The following is a 16,862-nucleotide window of genomic DNA, read 5'->3' on the forward strand; positions in this document are numbered from 1 at the left end:
CATTACAACAGCTCCAAACGTCGGGCCATGTCCGAGGCGAACACCCCGGCGGGATCAACCTTGCGGCGCACCGCGATCCACTCGTCGATGCGCGGGTACATGGCGTGGAAGGTCTCGGCACTCGCGCGGGAATCCTTGGCGGTGTACACCCGGCCGCCGAACTCCAGGACCCGCCGGTCGAGTTCGTTGAGGAACTCGTTGATGCCCGGCTTGTTGGGGAAATCCATCGCGACGTTCCAGCCGGCCATCGGGAAACTCAACGGCGCGCGGTTGCCCGGCCCGAACAGTTTGAAAACGTTCAGCGCCGAGTAGTGGCCGCGGGTCTGGATCCAGCGGATGATGGCCTTGAACTCGTCCATCGCGTCCGGCGGCACCAGGAACTGGTGTTGCGCGAAACCCATTGGGCCGTAAGCGTTGTTCCAGCCACTGACCAGGTCGAGCATGTGGTAGAACTGCGACAGGTTCATGATCTTGCCGGTGTAGTTACCGCCCAACCGGTAGTACACCTCGCCGATCGCCATGAAGGACAGCTTGTTCATCGCGCTGACGGGAAATACGTTCGGCACCGTCAACAGTTGTGGCGCATCGAATTTCAGCGGATCCTTGGCCAGCTTCTTGGGCAGTTGGTCGAGCTTCGCCAGGCTGCCGCGGCTGACGGCGGCCCGGCCGAGCTTGGGGGGCGGACTGATCAGGTCGAACCAGGCGCTCGAGTAGGTGTAGTTGGCCTCGCTGCCGTCGAGGTGCACGGCGACCGTTTCGTCGAGGTCTTTGGTGGCCACCCCGTCGGCGACGAAATAGGCCGTCTCGGTGGGCGTCATCTCGATGGTCGCGCGCAGCACGATCCCGGTCAGGCCGTTGCCGCCGACGGTGACCCAGAACAGCTCGGCGTCATCCCCGTCGGGGGTGAGGGTGCGGACGCTGCCGTCGGCCATCAGCAGGTCCATCGAGCGCACGTGGTTGCCGAAGCTGCCCGCGCTGTGGTGGTTCTTGCCGTGGATGTCGCAGGCGATCGCGCCGCCGACCGTGACCTGGCGGGTGCCCGGCAGCACCGGGACCCACAGCCCGAACGGGAGCGCCGCCTTCATCAGCTGGTCCAGGCTGACGCCGGCGTCGACGTCGACCAGCCGGGTGTCGGCGCTGATCGAGTGGATGCGGTTGAGCCCGGTCATGTCGATCACCAGGCCGCCGCCGTTTTGCGCGTTGTCGCCGTAGGACCGGCCCAGCCCGCGCGCAATGACGCCGCGACCGTGCGGGCCGCCGGATTCGGCGACCCGGGCGACGGCCTTCGCGATCACCTCGGGGTCGCGGGTCGAGAGCACCTCGGCCACCGACGGCGCGGTGCGGCCGAAGCCGGTCAGCCGGGTAGTGGTGGTGGGAATATCGGTGCTCAACATCGTCACAGAGGGTACCGCTTGCGAGCGTCGGCTCAGCGGATGCGGAAGATTACCGCCCGCTGTACGACGAAGTTGATCACCGTCGCGGTGCCCTGCGCTATCACGAACGCGACGGGTATCGCCCACCCGCGGTAGTGCAAAAGCGCCAGGCACAGATGGTTCAGGCCGACCTGCACGGCGAAGGTGATGCCGTAGAGAACCATGACCGCGACGAACCGCGCGGTGCTCGGGGCGGCCTGGAACGTCCACCGGCGGTTGATCAGATAGGCGGTGATGGTGCCCACGACGAAGCTGCTGGCCTTGGCCAGGTCGACCTGGACGCCAACGGCTTTGTACAGCGCCAGGTACAGGCCGAAGTCGACGATCCCCGCCAGGCCGCCGGTGACGACGAACCGCGTCACCTGTGTCGTCAGACTCAACTGCGGGCTCGGCGGCGCGGCGTCGGGCAGCGGGGCAACCATTGGGGGGAGTTTAACGGGACCGGCGGGGCCTCCCGGGACCCGACGGGACGCGTTACCGGGGCAGCTTGACCGATATGAGCTCGACCTGATCCTCGCCCTGCGGGGTCGAGTAGGTCACAGTGTCGCCGGCCTTGTGTCCGGCCAAGGCCTGGGCCAGGGGGCTGCGCGCCGTCAGCGTCTCGCCTTCCCGGCCGACCGGCGTCTCTTCGACGATGGAGATCACGTGCATCGTGACCACTTCCCCGTCGGAGAACCGAAGGGTCACCTCGGTGCCACCCGGCAGCGTTTCCGACGCGTCGGGCTGCGACGGCCCGGTCCGCATGCGCCGGTCCAGCTCGTTGATCCGGTCGCTGAGCCCAACCAGCTCCTCGGCGCGCTGAATCGCCTCGGCCGCGTCGCCGTGATCGCCCACCATGCCGCGGTCGTTCCGGACCTCCACCTCCAGGCGGTCCCGCCGCTGCCGCAGCCGCTCCAGCTCAGCGGCCAGGTTCGCCCGCGCCGCGTCCGCTGCTGATTGGACCTTTTTGCTCACGTCGATGGACCTTTCGCCCCGTTTGCTCAAGTGGCGTTCCAGTGTCGCACCACGACGAGGCGGCCGCCACCATTATCGAGTAAGCGGCGGGTCCCACTCAGCGACTGGTCGAGCCGGATTCGGAGTTCGTGGTGAGCGGCGGTGCGCCGTCCTCGTCGTCGTAGTACTCGACGGTGCCCCGCAGGGCGTCGAAGATCGCCCTGCCCTGGGCGACCAGGCCGCTGGCCACCTCGGTGAGCCCTTCGGCGCCGTTGAGCACGGTCACGTTGGCATTGGCGAGCCCCCGGGCCGCCTTCTCCACGATCTCGGGCAGCTGGTCGATGAGCGCCTTGTCCAGCGCGACCCGGTTGTGCGACGCCGCCGCCTCCGCCTGGATCTTCATCTTCTCCGCATCGGCGACGGCCAGGATGCGCACGCGTTCGGCCTCGGCCTCGGCGGGTTTGACCACTTCGGCGACCAGTTCCTGCTGGCGCAGCTCGGCCGCGCGTTCGGCCAGTTCGGTGCGCATCTGCAGCACCTCGCGCTGGGCCTCGGCCTCGGCCAGCGGCCCGGCCTGCGCGGCTTCGGCCTGGGCCTTATCCACCTCGGCCTTGTACTGCGCCTTGACGATCGCGGTTTGGCGGGCGAATTCGGCCTGCTTGCGCTGGGATTCCTGCTCGGCTTCGGCGGCCGCCTGGTTGGCCTGCGCCTGCGCGATCTGCGCCTGCTGCTGGATCGCGGCGTTGTGCGGTGCCGACATGGCGTCGATGTAACCCAGGCCGTCGTCGTCGATGGACTGGATCTGCAGGGCGTCGACGGTCAGCCCGATGCGGGCCATCTCTTCCTTGGACCCGTCGAGGACTTCGGTCGCCAGTTTCTGGCGCTCCCGGATGATCTCCTCGACCGTCATCGAGCCGATGATCGAGCGCAGGTGACCGGCGAAGATCCGGCCGGTCAGCACGGACATCTGGTCCTGCTCGGACAGGAATCGCTGTGCCGCGCTGATGATGCTCTCGGTGTCGTTGCCGACCTTGAAAGCGATCACCGCCCGGACGTTGAGGGTGATGCCCTGTTGGGTCACGCACTTCTCGGCGACCTCCGCCTCGCACATGGCCAGCGTGAGGAACCGAGCCTTGCGGAAGACCGGCAGGATGAACGCACCGTGACCGGTCACCACGCGGAACGGGGCGTTGCTTCTGGTTCGGGCACCGGAGATGAGCATCGCCTCGTCGGGGGCGGGCACCTTGTAACCGAGCATCGGGAACTCCTTTTTCGGGTTTCGCTGTTGTATCCCGGCGATCCGGGCCGTCTTGGGTCAGGCGAGGCCCTGCCAGGGCTCGACCACCACCGTCCGGGCGTCCCTGACTTCGACCACCAGCACCTCGGCGCCCTTGGGCAGGGGATGGTCGGACCACGCCAAAAACGCTTCCTTCGCACCCCGCACGGTGACCAGCACCTCGCCGGCGCCACGGTCCCCGCGGGTTGCCACGGTCAACGTCCCAACACAGCCGATTGCCGCGGCGTCGCTCACGAACGCATACTCTCGCATCGGCAATGCGGGCGTCGTGTTTCGTCTAAACGGGCCCGGCCGTGAGGGTGACGACGTGGTTGCGGCTCTCCCGGGCCTTGATGCGGGACACCCAGACCCGGCCGCCGGTCGCCAGCCCGACGATGTCTTCGACCGTTTCGAACGTCCAGGCGGCCGTGCCCGCCATCCCGGTGTCGTCCATGATCCGTAGGTCGATGACGCCGCGGTCGGCCAGCAGCTCGAACAGATCGCGCTGTGGGTCGTCGACCGCGATCAGGGTGGTGTGGTCGAACTGGTCGCGCAGTGCCATCCTGACCTCGTCGAGGGTGCCCTCGTCGATCACCGCGTCGGTGCCGGTTTCGGTTTCGGCACAGGCGAACTCGATGTCGAAGGCCCGCTCGTAGCCGTGCAGGAAGAAGCGTTTGCCGTGATTGGCCCACGAGCGATGGCAGCAGGGCAGGTTGTCGAACAGCCTGCGCTGGTGGAACCTGGCCGTGCGGCCCAGTGGCGCGTCGGCGCGGTGCACCGTGGCGACGCGGTCGCCGTCGACGAAGAGGGTGTTGCGCATGGGTCCCAGCCTCCGGCGCACGCCTTGCGGGATCCTCAACGAATTCTTGGAGCCGTCCCTCGATCGCGGTCGGTGCCTATCTTGGTAGGTGTGAAGGTTGGTCCCGGACGGTGGTCGTCGACGGCGGTGGCGGCGGTGCTGGCCGTTGCCGCGCTGCTTTCCGCGGCCCCGGCGTCGGCGGATCCACCCGACGACGCGTTCCTGGGGGCCCTGGCGGACAACGGGATCGTGCTGAACGACGACGCCGCGATCTCGATGGCCCGCTCGGTCTGCGCCGGGCTCGACCGAAACCAGAAATCGAGCGTCCTGGCGATGAAGGTGATGAAAGACGCCAACCTCTCGGCGCGGCAAGCCGGGTTCTTCGTCGGCGCTTCCGTGTCCGCCTACTGCCCGCAATACAAGGGGCAGGGCGACGGTTCGGTGGACTGGCTGAATCCGCTGCCCCCGCTCATGTGAGCGCTACATCGATTGCCCGGCTCCTCACGCCGCGTGCGCGGCGCATCGTCGCCGGGCTAGACCCAGTACGGCACCCGGGCGCGGTACTGCCGCATCGCGAACGCCGCCAGCACCCAGCCGACGACCGTTAGCACCCCCACCACGGCCCAGTGCCGCAGCTCCTGATGGGCGCCCAGCAGGGGGGCGCGAACGATGTCGAGATAGTGCAGCAGCGGATTGAGCTCGACGATCTTCGACCAGCGCCCGGCGCCCTGCTGCCGCAACGTGTCGTCGTTCCAGATGATCGGGGTCATGAAGAACAGCAACTGCACGACGGAGAACAGCAGCGGGCCGATGTCGCGGTAGCGGGTCGCCAGGATGCCGAAACACAGTGACACCCAAATGCAATTGAGGACGATCAGACCCAGCGCCGGGATCACCGACAGGTCCGCCCACGACCACGCCTTGGGATAGATGATCGCGATGACGGCGTAGATGACGATGTTGTGCGCGAACAAGATCATCTGCCGCCACACCAGCCGGTAGACGTGCACGCTCAGCGGCGTCGGCAACTGCTTGATCAGTCCCTCGTTGGCGACGAAGACGTCGGCGCCCTCGAGGATGGCCGCGTTGATGAGGTTCCAGATGATCAGCCCGAGCGTGACGTACGGCAGGTGCACGGAGAGCTCGAGGTGAAACAGCTTGGAGTACAGGCCACCCATGGCGACGGCGGTGGTGCCGGTCGCGATGGTGATCCAGAACGGCCCCAGCACGGAGCGGCGGTAGCGCTGCTTGATGTCCTGCCAGCCCAGGTGCAGCCACAACTCGTGCCGACGGAAGCCGGCCACCAGGTCGGCCCGGGCGCGGGTGAAGGTCCGCGACTGCGCGGCGGCGTCGATGAATGTCAAGTGGAGTCTCCCGGTTTGCCGAACTGCTCCCGACGCCCCAAGCGGCGCAACCGAATCCACTCGGACAGCCCCTTGGGGTCGCGGCGGGTGATCAGGAAGTACCAGCCGAACCGAACCCATTCCTGGGGCAGCAGCTTGCGCAGGCCCGGTTGGGACAGCAGGTAGCCGCGGTTGCGATAGGTGTAGAACCGCTTAGTCGGATTGTCGGGGTACTGGGTGTGCATGCGGCCGCCCAGAATCGGGCGGAACTCGTCGGATCCGCAGGGATGCAAGTAGATCGCGTCCAGGCAGGTGCCGAATGGTAGGCCGGACCGAACCAGCCTGCGATGCAACTCCACCTCGTCGCCGCGGATGAACAGCCGCATGTCCGGGACGCCGACCGCATCCAGGGTGGGCGCCCGGAACAGCGCGCCGTTGAACAGCGACGCGATCCCGGGCAACAGGTCCTGTCCCGCTTCGGTGCGCAATTCGCTTGCGCGCCTGCGCCATACCAGGCCACGGCGCAACGGGAACGCCAGCCGTTCCGGGTCGTCGGAGTTGCACACCATCGGCGAGACTTCGGCCAGGCCGTGCTTTTCGGCGCAGGCCAGTAGCGTGGCCAGCACGCGGGAGTCCTGCGGCCGACCGTCGTCGTCGGCCAGCCACACCCAGTCGGCGCCCTGCGCCAGCGCGTGCAGCATGCCGAGCGCGAAACCCCCCGCACCGCCGAGATTTCGGCGGGAGGGCAGGTACGTCGTCGAGATCGGCTGGGCCGCAACCAGTTCCCGGATGCGGGCGTCGGCGCCACCGTCGTTGTCGACGACGATCAGATGATCCGGTAGCCGGGTCTGCGCGCTGAGCGTGTCCAGCGACTTGGCGAGTTCGTCGGCGCGCCGGTGCGTGACCACGACGGCGATGATGGATTCACTCATCCCCGGATGCGCTCTGCGACAGCGGTTCGTCGGTGCGGCCCTGCTGGCGGGTCTCATCCAGTACTTCGCGCACGTGCCGGGCCGCGTCCTCGCCCTCGTAGGCGCGCACCACGTCTTCAATGTCACCGGCCTGGCGAATGACTCCGTGGTCGATCCACATCGCGGTCTTGCACAACCGGGCCAGGAACTCGTTGGAATGGCTGGCGAACACCAGGATTCCGGACCGCTCGACCAGGCCCTGCAGCCGCGACTGTGCCTTCTTCAGGAAGTCGGCGTCGACCGCGCCGATCCCTTCGTCGAGCAGCAGTATCTCGGGGTCGATGCTGGTGACGACGCCCATCGCGAGGCGGACTCGCATCCCGGTGGAGTAGGTCCGCAGCGGCATCGACAGGTAATCGCCCAGCTCGGTGAACTCGGCGATCTCGTCGACCTTGGCCAGCATCTGCTTGCGGGTCTGCCCGAGGAACAGCCCGCGGATGATGATGTTCTCGTAACCGGAGATCTCCGGGTCCATGCCGACACCCAGATCGAAGACCGGTGCGACCCGGCCGGTGACCGTCGCCCAGCCGCGGGTTGGTTCGTAGATGCCCGAAAGCAGGCGCAGCAGAGTCGATTTGCCGGCCCCGTTGTGACCGACCAGACCCACCCGGTCGCCCAGCTCGAGCGACATGGTGATGTCGCGCAACGCCTCGACGACGACCACGTTGGAGCTGTTGCGGCCGATCGTGCCGCCCGCCTTGCCCAGGAAGGCTTTCTTCAGGGAGCGCGACTTCGCGTCGAAAATGGGGAATTCCACCCACGCGTTGTGCGTCTCGATGTGAGGACCCGCCACCGTGCTTCGCTTACAGGTACTGACCGTGCCCGGACGCGCCCGGCTTGCCGACGCCGGGGGGCAGCGCGCCCTGGCGCATGTTCTCCAGCTGCGCGCGGGCGGCCATCTGCTGGGCGAACAGCGCCGTCTGGATGCCGTGGAATAGCCCCTCCAGCCAGCCGACCAGCTGGGCCTGGGCGATGCGCAATTCCGCGTCCGACGGCGCCGAGTCCTCGTTGAACGGCAGGGTGAGGCGGTCGAGCTCTTCGCGCAGTTCCGGCGCCAGGCCCTCTTCGAGCTCGCGGATGCTGGTCGCGTGGATCTCGCGCAGGCGGTTGCGGCTGGCCTCGTCGAGCGGCGCGGCACGCACCTCCTCAAGGAGTTGCTTGATCATCGTCCCGATGCGCATCACCTTGGCGGGCTGCTCAACCAGATCGGTCAGGGAGCGCTCGTCGGAGTCGTCCTCCGCCACCGCCGTGGTCCGCGGGTCGACGCCGCCGATGATCTCGATGTCATCGTCGTCGTTGCGGGTAGTCAATCCATCACCATCCTTTGCGGACTAAGAGTGCGGCGCCGCGCCGCTTCCGCGCCATTCGTAGATTCGGGCTCCACCATTGTCGTAGATCAGCGCCCACGACTTCGATTTATCCAGTGACACTAGTCCGTCGGGTACGGCGAAGCCCCGGACCGTCGGCGTGCTGGTGTAGATGTACCGGATATTGAGCGCCTTAATCGCCTCGACCACCCGCGGATCGGACTCGCCCTTGCGGGCTCCGGTCCAGAAGATGTAGCGGTTGGGTCCGGGGCCCATTTGCTGCGGGTAGTCATAGTGGGTCCACAGGGGGTGCAGGTCGGCGACGGCGTACATCCAGGCGGTTCCGTCGGTGTTGGCGTTGCCGATCACGGTGGTGTGCGCGCCCGGAAGCGTGGCCAGGTAGGCCATCGCCATCAGGTCGCGTTGGTCGATCATCACCGAGTCGTACTTGTCGCCGAACAGGACCAGGTGCCGATAGAAGTAGTGGCGGGCGGTGAAGACGGTCGTCGCCAGCAACAGCACGGCCGTGGCCGCGGTCCACGCCGGCGCGGGTGACGGTCGGGACCGGTCGGCGACTCGTTTGGCGCCGGCGACCACCCCGGTGACGATGACGAACAACGCGACGCCGGCCATAGGTTGCAGCAGCAGAGTGATGGCCGCCGAGATCCGGCGCGGGTCCTTGTAGAAAAACTCCCCGAACGCCCCGGCCAGCGCGCCGAGTGGGCCGCCCAGCGGTGTTCCCGCGTCGACGTCCACCACCACCAACAACAGCCATACGGCCAGCGGCCACCAGATCTTCTTGTAGGCGAAGAGGATCCCGCCGAGGATCGCCAGCGACATGAGCCCGTACTGGTAGGGGAAGTCGTTGAGATGACGCGAGTGCTGGAAGACGGCGTCGAACAGGCCCCGCTTCTTGCTGAGGTGGGTCAGGAACGAGTGCCCGGCGATGATGTCTTCCTGCTGCCGCACGCTGATGAACTGCGGCAACAGGATCAGCCCGGTGGCCGTCGTCACGCCGGCGACCGTCACGGCGTCGGCGACCCGGCCGCGCACCGGGCGCCGCAGCACGTCCAGCAACCACCAGGCCACCACGAACAGCACGACGATGAACCCGCCGGTCAGGTGGACCGACATCACCCCCACGAAGGCCAGCACCGCCACCGGGATGCGGTCGCGGTGCCGCAGCGTCGAGGCGATCAGCACGAACGTCGGGATGGCGACCCCGTAGGCCGCCAGGTTGGGCATCGCGGCGACGCCGAACTCGACGTAGGGGAGGGCGGTGAACGACGCCGACAGCGCGGCGGCGGTGGCGGCCGCGGCGGCGGTGCGCCATTCACACCAGGTCCCGCGCATCAACCGCCAGGTCAGCATCGCCGCGCTGGTGGGAAACAGCCAGACCGAGGCCGCCACCGAGCTCACCGTGTAGCCGGTGGTGGGCGCCGCCCCGGTGAGCTGACAGAAAACCGCGGTCAGGGCGTGGAACACCGACGGGTAGTACAGCGTCTGGTGCGTTTCGACGTTGCGCAGCTCGCCCATGTGCGTCGACGACGCCTGCCCGGTGTCGAGGATGAACCGCACCTCGTTGGCGTGCCAGACCGCGTCCCAGGTGCTGGGGATGGTCTGCCAATGCGCACCCAGACCGCGATAGGCCGCCCACATGATCAGCAGCGACCCGAGCAGCACCCCGGCCGCCACCGTCACCGCCGGCCACCGGCCGATCCCGCGGGCCTCCGCCTCGACGTCGCGGTAGCGGCCGACCAGCAACTGCAGGACCGTCATCAGCAGGCACACCCCGACCAGCGTCGCCAGCGCCGTCCAGCCGTTCCACGGGATTCCGACCGCGCCGAACGGGATGATCGCCAACGCGATCGCGCCGTAGGTCAGGGCCGGGCCCACCGCGACGGCGACAGGCCAACTGAGCTGACTGATTCGCGCGACGATCGCCCCGGGCGCTATCAGCAAAAACAATGCGATCAGCGTTCCGAACCAGAGGCCCACTCGACTAGTATGGCTGGCCGGGTGTCCTGCCTCGGGAAGCCACCGGCCGGCTTGAAGCTGTATGGCACCCGCTACGGTCACAGTTTCGCGGAAATGCGCAAGCTCTAAGGTGGCTGGCATGGCTTACGACGTCGCCCGGGTGCGCGGACTGCATCCGTCGCTGGGTGACGGGTGGGTGCACTTCGACGCGCCGGCCGGGATGCTCATCCCCGATTCCGTCGCGACCACCGTTTCGACCGCCTTCCGCAGGTCCAGCGCCACCACGGCGGGCGCCCACCCGTCCGCGCAGCGCAGCGCCGCCATCCTGGAGGCGGCGCGGGCGGCGGTGGCCGACCTCTTCAACGTCGACCCGGCGGGCGTGGTGCTCGGGGCCGACCGCGCCATCCTGCTGTCGGCGCTGGCCGAGGCGTCGTCGTCGCGCGCCGGGCTGGGCTACGAGGTGGTCGTCAGCCGCCTCGACGACGAGGCGAACATCGCCCCGTGGCTGCGGGCTGCGCACCGCTACGGCGCCAAGGTGAAGTGGGCCGAGATCGACATCGAGACCGGCGAGCTGCCGACCTGGCAGTGGGAGGGTCTGATCGGGAAGTCGACCAGGCTGGTGGCCGTCGCATCCGCGTCCGCGACGCTGGGCACGGTCACCGACCTGCGAGCCATGACCAAGCTGGTGCACGACGTGGGCGGGCTGGTCGTGGTCGATCATTCCGCCGCGGCGCCGTACCGGTTGCTCGACGTCAAGGAGAGCGACGCCGACGTGGTGGCGGTGAACGCCCTGGCGTGGGGCGGTCCGCCGATCGGCGCGGTGGTGTTCCGCGATCCGGCGCTGCTCAACTCGTTCAGCTCCATCTCGACGGACCCCAAGGCGACCGGCGCGGCGCGGCTCGAGATCGGCGCGCACCAGTTCGGTCTGCTCGCCGGGGTGGTCGCCAGCATCGAGTACCTGGCCGCACTCGACGAGTCCGCCCGCGGTAGCCGCCGCGAACGCCTGTCGGTGTCGATGCAATCGGCCAGCCTCTACCTGAACCGGATCTTCGATTACCTCATGGTGTCGCTGCGGTCGTTGCCGTTGGTCATGGTGATCGGCCGTCCGGAGGTGCGGATCCCCGTGGTCAGCTTCGCCTTGAACGGCGTGCCCGCCGAACGGGTGGTGCAGCGGCTGGCGGACAACGGAATCCTGGCCGTCACCAACGAGAATTCCCGCGCGCTCGACGTGCTGGGCGTCAACGACATCGGCGGCGCGGTCACCGTCGGGCTCGCGCACTATTCGACGACGGCCGAGGTGGACCAGTTGGTCCGCGCGCTGGCCTCCCTGGGCTGAGCTTTCAGGGGCCGCTAGACCGTCAGCACGATCTTGCCGGTCACCTTGCTCGACGTCAGCTGTTGATGTGCCTCCGCGGCCTGCTGGATGGGCATGCGGGCGCCGATGATCGGCCGGACGCGGCCCTCGGCGATCATCGGCCACACCGACCCGATCACCGCCTGCACGATCTCCGTCTTGCTGTTCGGGCCGGTCACCGGCCGGGCGCGCAGCGTGGTGCCGATGACCCGCGCGCGCTTGCCGAGCAGCTTGGCGATGTTGAGCTCGCCCTTGATGCCGCCCTGCATGCCGATGATGACCAGCTGCCCGTCGGTCGCCAGAGCGTCGATATTGCGGTCCAGGTAGGCGGCGCCCATGATGTCCAGGATCACGTCAGCCCCACCGCATTCGCGCAGCCGCTCGACGAAGTCCTCGTCGCGGTAGTTGATGGTGATCTCGGCGCCCAGCTCGCGGCAGAACTCCAGCTTCTCCACCGAGCCGGCCGTGACGGCCACCCGGACGCCCAGCGCCCGCGCGACCTGGATCGCGTGGCTCCCGATCCCGCTGGCGCCGCCGTGCACCAGCAGCAGCTGCCCCTTGCCGAGGTGGGCGGTCAGCACCAGGTTCGACCACACCGTGCAGGCCACTTCCGGCAGCCCGGCCGCGTCGACGAGGTCGACTCCAGAGGGAATCGGCATCACCTGGCCGGCGGGGACGGCGACGTATTCGGCGTATCCGCCGCCGGCCAGCAGCGCGCAAACCTCTTGGCCGACGGGCCAATCCGAGACGCCGTCGCCGGTTTCCGCGACGACGCCCGACACCTCCATGCCGATGATTTCGCTGGCGCCCGGTGGCGGCGGGTATTTGCCGGCGGCCTGCAGCAGGTCGGCGCGGTTCACGCCGGCCGCGGTGACCTTGATCAGCACCTCGCCGGGCCCGGCGGACGCGTCTGGGACGTCTTGCCAGGACAGCTGATCGGGGGATTCGGCGACTATGGCGCGCATGGTGGCCACGCTACCGACCCCCGTTACCCTTACTCGTGGTGGCGTGGCAGAGCGGCCTAATGCACTCGCCTTGAAAGCGAGAGACGGCTAACACCGTCCGGGGGTTCAAATCCCTCCGCCACCGCGTGTCAGCCGGCGGGCTGGTGCAGCGTTAGGGCGTAGCGAAGCAGCGCACCGACACCGTCGGCCGGTGCGATCCGCTCGTCGGTGCGCACCAGCGACGCCCCGATGGAAACCGCGAACAGGGGCAGCGCCTCGTCGGCCCGCAGCGTCTTGGCGGGCGCGGCGCCCTGCTCCGACAGCACGTTCTCATTCGGGGCGATCGTCGTCAGCGCCTCGTCGGCGACCACGGTGGCGTCGCCGAGATCGCCGACGATCAACGTGTCGACCGCGCCCTGGCGCAGCGCGGAGCAGACGGCGTCGAGCCCCTCGGCGGCGAGCCCGGACTGCCGGCCCACCTCGGCGGTGAACCGACCGGCGGCAGCGTCGATCACCTTCAACCGTCGCTCGACGAAAGCGGCTTCGATGGCCCGCTGCACTTCCTCGTCGTCGTGGCCGCTGTGCCGCGCGCCCACTTGTAGCTGAATTACCTTGTCGTGCAGCCGATCCGGCAGGGTGGCCAGCAGGTCCGAGCGCGACCGCACCTCGCCGACGATGAAGACCAGCTCGATGGACTTGTCGTCGACGAGCTGTCCGATCCGGTCGGCGACGGCGCGCACGTTCTTGCGGGCGGCTTCGTCGGTGCGCAGTTGCGGGTCGCCGTATCCGGCGGTTTCTGCCCCGGCGGCTTTATGCACGGGATAGCCTCCGCCGTCGACTGTTTCCGTTCGCAGCGTGCCGTTGACGTGGGTGGTGATGTCGGCGCCGGTGTGGTCGACCACCACCAGCAGATAGTCGGGGTAGTCGAAGCCGAGTTCGACGAGCGGAAGGACGAACGGCAATTCGGAGACCCGGACGACCGCTTCGGCGGTGGGCCGGGTCAGATGTTCGTTGAGCAGCACGCCCTCGGCGCTCGCCACCACGCCGCGGCCACTGCGGCCGATCGGCGGACGCAAATCCTGCACGGCACGGCCGATTTCCTCGGTCACCGCCGCGGGCGCGCCCTGCCGTTCCAGGTCTTCCTTCAGCGCCCGCCATTTGAGGTCGAGCTGAGCTTCGGCGTCGTGGGTGTCATGCGAGTCGTCGAAGTAGACCGACGCGAACGGCGCGGGGGCCTCTAGCAGCTTGCGGAAGCGTTCAGAGTCCATGTCTTTGGGTGCCCGACGAGGCGGGCCGCAAACACTAGTAGCTGCGATCGCCTTCGCTGCTGTCGAAGAACCGCCATTCGCCGTCGGCTTCGACCTCCATGCGCCAGCCCAGTTCGTTGCCCTCGACCGCCTCATCGGCGAACCACGCGTGCGCCTTGTCGGCGCTTTCGATGTCCTTCGTCGCGACGACGTCGCCCTTCGGGTTGAGCACTCGGTAGGTAGCCATGGCGGCAGTGTTCCCACCGGAGGCGACCCTCAACCGGCGGGGATCTCGGCGGTGATCGTGTCCATCAGGGCGGTGTACCGCTTGGCTTCCGGGTCGCGCCCGGGCTTTCCGCTGCTGACCACGCCGGCGGCCAGGCCGCGCGCCGGGTCGGCCCAGATCGCGATGTTGACCAGGCCGAGGTTGCCGAACGCGTGCGGCGAGTTGAGCCCGAACGGACCCCAGCGGTTCGTTCCGAGGATGAATCCGGTGCCCCACCGGGCCGGTTGCAGCCCGACCGCGAAATCCGGTCGCAGTCGGCGGCATTCCTTGATCGCGCCGTACATCGTCTCCGGGCTCATCACCCGCACGCCGTCGAGATTCCCACCGCGACGCCAGATTTCGGCGAACCGTGACATCTCGTGCGCGGTCGACACCGTGTTGGACGACGGGATGATGGTGGTGAGAAACATCGGGGTGTTGGTGATCGGGATCATCTCGTGCACGGTCCCACCGATCGCCTTGCGGAAGATCTGCGCGACCACCGGCGGCAACGGGCGGCCCGTCGCGTGGCTCGGCGCCACCAGGGGCAGGTCCTCCTTGGCGACACCGAAGTTGGTCCACCGGAAGCCGAGAGGGTCGAGGACCTCAGTGGCGAGGATCTCGCGAATCTCCTTGCCGGTGGCCGCGTAAACGATCTCGCGCACCAGCGGACCCCAGGTCAGCGCGTGGTAGATGTGCACCAGTCCCGGCCGGTAGAGGGGGCGCAGCTCACCCAGCTTTTGTTGCGCGTACTCGTGGTCGTCCGCGCGTTTGACGTCGGGTTTGGGCCCGGTCGGGAAGGGAAGCCCGGCGCTGTGGGTCATGACGTGCCGGATGGTGATCCGATGCTTGCCGTGACTGGTGAACGTGGGGATGTAGTCGCAGACCCGGTCGTCGAGCGAGAACACGCCACGCTCGACGAGCATGTGCACCACCGTGGCCGCCATTCCCTTGGCCGCCGAGTACACGCAGAACGGAGTGTCCGGCGTGACGGGGATCTTCTCGGCGTCGGGCGGGTCGCTCGGCGCGTTGCCCCAGCCGTGGCCGATCGCGCGGTTGAGCACGACGCGCCCGTGCCGACGGATGCACAGCTGGATGGCGGGTTGGAAGCCGCCCTGGTACCAGTGCCGCGCGGCGCCCCAGATCCGCTCGACCGCGGCGCTGTCGATTTCCGAGTGGTCTTCGTCGCCGATCGTCGTCACGGCGTCCAGGTCGCCCGGGACGCGGATCTTGCCGTCTGGTGTCACCTCAGCGAGGGTACGTGGCGCCGGATCACTCCCCGGTGAACCGCGGCGGCCGCTTCTCGAATGTCGCCGCGATGCCCTCGGTCAGGTCCTTCGACGGCAGGAAGGCGGCGTTCCAAGCGGCCACGTAGCGCAGGCTCTCCGACACCGCGGCGACGCGCTGCTGGTCGAGGACGTCCTTGATGCCGTGCACGGCCAGCGGCGGGTTGGCGGCGATCTCGGCCGCGGTGGCATGCGCGGCGGCCAGGGTCGCCTCTGGGTCGTCGTACACGTCGTTGACCAGGCCGATCGTCTCGGCCCGGGCCGCGTCGATGTCCTTACCGGTCAGCGCGAGTTCGCGCAGGTGCCCGTCGCTCAGGATGTACGGGAGGCGGGCCAGGCTGCCGACGTCGGCGACGATCGCCAGCTTGACCTCGCGCACCGAGAATTTGGCGTCGGAGCTGGCGTAGCGGATGTCGACCGCGGAGATCAGGTCGACCCCGCCGCCGATGCACCAGCCATGCACCGAGGCGATGGTCGGGGTGCGGCAATCCGCGACCGCGGTGATCGCGCCCTGCATGCGCTTGACCTCCGCGTGGAAGACCGCCCGCGGGCCGGCCAGCGCGTCCCCGGACAGCAGCGGGGTGAACGAGCCGCCCATCGCGGGCACGTCCAGGCCGTAGCTGAAGTTCCTCCCGGAGCCGGTGATGACGATGGCCCGCACTTCGGGGTCGGCGTCCAGCGCCGCGAACAGCTCCGGCATCTCCGACCAGAACGCCGGGCCCATCGCGTTGCCCTTGCCCGGGCCGATCAGCGTCACCTGGGCGACGTGATCTTTCGTTTCCACCGTGACGGATTCGTATGCTTGCGCCATATCGAGACCGTAGCGTGGCAAACATGGCTCCTGATTTGCGGCCCGGCCCCCATTCGCCGCCCACCGACGAACTGCACAGCGCTGAGGACACGCTCGGGGTTTTGCAGCGGGTGCTGCACACCATCGCCGCTGACGACCTGTCGCGGCAGACCCCGTGTGCGGAGTTCGACGTCGCACAGCTGACCGATCACCTGCTGAACTCGATCACCGCCCTGGGTGGCATGGTCGGCGCGGAGGTCCCGGAGCGCGACGAAGCCGATTCGGTGGAACGCCAGGTGGTAGCGGCGGCCCGGCCCGCGCTGGACGCCTGGCACCGCCACGGCCTGGACGGGTCGGTGCCGTTCGGCAAGACCGAGATGCCCGCGAAGAGTGCGTGCGCCGTCCTGTCAATCGAATTCCTGGTCCACGCTTGGGATTACGCAGCAGCCGTGGGACACGAGATCAACGCGCCCGAGCCGCTGTCCGAGTACGTGTTGGGGCTGGCGCGCAAGGTCATCAGGCCGGAGTTCCGCGGGGAGGTCACTGCGACGATGGTCTACGACGGCCAGCCGGTGCACGACCACTTCAAGAAGATCGACGACGATGCCGTGATGGGAATCATGAACGGCAAGGGCGTCCGGGATAACGGCCGGTACTACTACTTCTACCTCGAACGCGTGTAGCGGCTGAGCCTTCGAATGTGCGGCTGGACGCACATTCGGCGACCAGTGCGCGGCTGGACGCACACTCGGCCAAGCGACGAGCGTTACCGCGCGGGGTTGCGGCCGGTGAACGCGACCAACTGCTCGAGCGCGCCGGCATCTTCGGGCACGTCCACCGGGTCGTCGAACCCCGCGCCGCCGCGGAACTCCGGCCTGATGACCTTGCGCGCCAGCCCCAACACGTACTCGGACAGCGGCTCGGGCGCGTTGATCTC

19 protein-coding genes, 1 tRNA gene and 1 pseudogene are annotated in these 16,862 nt (G+C 68.2%); 4 read left to right on the top strand and 17 right to left on the bottom strand.

What is annotated here, in order from left to right:
- Window positions 1-2: 2 nt before the first annotated feature.
- From A5711_RS16410 to A5711_RS16435, 6 genes are all read right to left on the bottom strand, one after another.
- Window positions 3-1,394, bottom strand: coding sequence for an FAD-binding oxidoreductase (locus tag A5711_RS16410; protein WP_067948286.1), 1,392 nt, complete (start codon window positions 1,392-1,394; stop codon window positions 3-5).
- Between the two features lie 32 nt (window positions 1,395-1,426).
- Complete coding sequence (locus A5711_RS16415) at window positions 1,427-1,855, bottom strand: GtrA family protein (RefSeq protein WP_067948288.1); 429 nt, start codon at window positions 1,853-1,855, stop codon at window positions 1,427-1,429.
- Window positions 1,856-1,907: 52 nt separating this feature from the next.
- The gene (locus A5711_RS16420; protein WP_067948290.1) at window positions 1,908-2,387 is read right to left on the bottom strand and encodes a GreA/GreB family elongation factor; all 480 of its coding nucleotides are present in this window, start codon (window positions 2,385-2,387) and stop codon (window positions 1,908-1,910) included.
- 97 nt (window positions 2,388-2,484) lie between these two features.
- Window positions 2,485-3,624: a flotillin family protein gene (locus tag A5711_RS16425; protein ID WP_067948292.1), complete on the bottom strand. Its 1,140-nt coding sequence runs from the start codon at window positions 3,622-3,624 to the stop codon at window positions 2,485-2,487.
- A 57-nt stretch (window positions 3,625-3,681) separates the two neighbouring features.
- Window positions 3,682-3,897 (bottom strand): hypothetical protein, encoded by a 216-nt coding sequence (locus A5711_RS16430; protein ID WP_082953347.1) that lies wholly within the window; start codon window positions 3,895-3,897, stop codon window positions 3,682-3,684.
- A 43-nt stretch (window positions 3,898-3,940) separates the two neighbouring features.
- The gene (locus A5711_RS16435; protein WP_067948296.1) at window positions 3,941-4,462 is read right to left on the bottom strand and encodes a 6-carboxytetrahydropterin synthase; all 522 of its coding nucleotides are present in this window, start codon (window positions 4,460-4,462) and stop codon (window positions 3,941-3,943) included.
- A 90-nt stretch (window positions 4,463-4,552) separates the two neighbouring features.
- Here A5711_RS16435 and A5711_RS27660 point away from each other — a divergent pair, with 90 nt between their 5' ends.
- On the top strand, window positions 4,553-4,918 hold the full coding sequence (locus A5711_RS27660) for a DUF732 domain-containing protein (RefSeq protein ID WP_231986878.1): 366 nt from the start codon (window positions 4,553-4,555) through the stop codon (window positions 4,916-4,918).
- Window positions 4,919-4,974: 56 nt separating this feature from the next.
- Here the strand turns inward: A5711_RS27660 and A5711_RS16445 are convergent, their stop codons facing one another.
- From A5711_RS16445 to A5711_RS16465, 5 genes are read right to left on the bottom strand one after another with little or no spacing between them, the layout of a single operon-like run.
- The gene (locus A5711_RS16445) at window positions 4,975-5,805 is read right to left on the bottom strand and encodes an ABC transporter permease (RefSeq protein ID WP_067948300.1); all 831 of its coding nucleotides are present in this window, start codon (window positions 5,803-5,805) and stop codon (window positions 4,975-4,977) included.
- Window positions 5,802-6,716 (bottom strand): glycosyltransferase, encoded by a 915-nt coding sequence (locus tag A5711_RS16450; protein WP_067948302.1) that lies wholly within the window; start codon window positions 6,714-6,716, stop codon window positions 5,802-5,804. Before A5711_RS16450 ends, A5711_RS16445 begins: the two co-directional genes overlap by 4 nt.
- Window positions 6,709-7,548: an ABC transporter ATP-binding protein gene (locus A5711_RS16455; protein ID WP_067948305.1), complete on the bottom strand. Its 840-nt coding sequence runs from the start codon at window positions 7,546-7,548 to the stop codon at window positions 6,709-6,711. The genes A5711_RS16450 and A5711_RS16455 overlap by 8 nt, the downstream gene beginning before the upstream one ends.
- A gap of 10 nt (window positions 7,549-7,558) precedes the next feature.
- Window positions 7,559-8,065, bottom strand: coding sequence for a bacterial proteasome activator family protein (locus tag A5711_RS16460; RefSeq protein ID WP_067948307.1), 507 nt, complete (start codon window positions 8,063-8,065; stop codon window positions 7,559-7,561).
- Window positions 8,066-8,086: 21 nt separating this feature from the next.
- On the bottom strand, window positions 8,087-10,060 hold the full coding sequence (locus A5711_RS16465) for a DUF6541 family protein (RefSeq protein WP_067948309.1): 1,974 nt from the start codon (window positions 10,058-10,060) through the stop codon (window positions 8,087-8,089).
- Between the two features lie 118 nt (window positions 10,061-10,178).
- On the opposite strand from A5711_RS16465, the gene A5711_RS16470 reads away from it, so the two are divergent.
- Window positions 10,179-11,375, top strand: a complete 1,197-nt coding sequence (locus A5711_RS16470) for a cysteine desulfurase-like protein (RefSeq protein WP_067948311.1) — start codon at window positions 10,179-10,181, stop codon at window positions 11,373-11,375.
- Between the two features lie 14 nt (window positions 11,376-11,389).
- Here A5711_RS16470 and A5711_RS16475 read toward each other — a convergent pair whose 3' ends face one another.
- Window positions 11,390-12,358: an NAD(P)H-quinone oxidoreductase gene (locus tag A5711_RS16475; RefSeq protein WP_067948321.1), complete on the bottom strand. Its 969-nt coding sequence runs from the start codon at window positions 12,356-12,358 to the stop codon at window positions 11,390-11,392.
- A gap of 37 nt (window positions 12,359-12,395) precedes the next feature.
- Between A5711_RS16475 and A5711_RS16480 the strand changes: the two genes are divergently transcribed.
- A tRNA-Ser gene (locus A5711_RS16480) sits at window positions 12,396-12,482 on the top strand.
- A 4-nt stretch (window positions 12,483-12,486) separates the two neighbouring features.
- Here the strand turns inward: A5711_RS16480 and A5711_RS16485 are convergent.
- The 4 genes from A5711_RS16485 to A5711_RS16500 are packed head-to-tail and all read right to left on the bottom strand — an operon-like array spanning window position 12,487 to window position 15,946.
- Window positions 12,487-13,605: a hypothetical protein gene (locus A5711_RS16485; RefSeq protein WP_067948313.1), complete on the bottom strand. Its 1,119-nt coding sequence runs from the start codon at window positions 13,603-13,605 to the stop codon at window positions 12,487-12,489.
- Window positions 13,606-13,639: 34 nt separating this feature from the next.
- Window positions 13,640-13,831 carry a hypothetical protein gene (locus A5711_RS16490; protein ID WP_066953390.1) on the bottom strand — a complete coding sequence of 64 codons (192 nt, stop codon included), beginning with the start codon at window positions 13,829-13,831 and terminating at the stop codon, window positions 13,640-13,642.
- 29 nt (window positions 13,832-13,860) lie between these two features.
- Window positions 13,861-15,096, bottom strand: coding sequence for a lipase LipE (gene lipE / locus A5711_RS16495; RefSeq protein ID WP_067948315.1), 1,236 nt, complete (start codon window positions 15,094-15,096; stop codon window positions 13,861-13,863).
- 25 nt (window positions 15,097-15,121) lie between these two features.
- Window positions 15,122-15,946 (bottom strand): crotonase/enoyl-CoA hydratase family protein, encoded by an 825-nt coding sequence (locus tag A5711_RS16500; RefSeq protein ID WP_067948317.1) that lies wholly within the window; start codon window positions 15,944-15,946, stop codon window positions 15,122-15,124.
- 23 nt (window positions 15,947-15,969) lie between these two features.
- Between A5711_RS16500 and A5711_RS16505 the strand changes: the two genes are divergently transcribed.
- Entirely contained in the window at window positions 15,970-16,608 is a 639-nt protein-coding gene (locus A5711_RS16505; protein WP_082975756.1) for a TIGR03086 family metal-binding protein, read from the top strand.
- Between the two features lie 83 nt (window positions 16,609-16,691).
- On the opposite strand, the pseudogene A5711_RS16510 reads toward A5711_RS16505, so the two are convergent.
- Window positions 16,692-16,862, bottom strand: a pseudogene (locus tag A5711_RS16510) (TIGR03086 family protein); the annotation flags it as partial.

The organism is Mycobacterium sp. E2238 (assembly GCF_001672665.1).
Taxonomy (GTDB): domain Bacteria; phylum Actinomycetota; class Actinomycetes; order Mycobacteriales; family Mycobacteriaceae; genus Mycobacterium.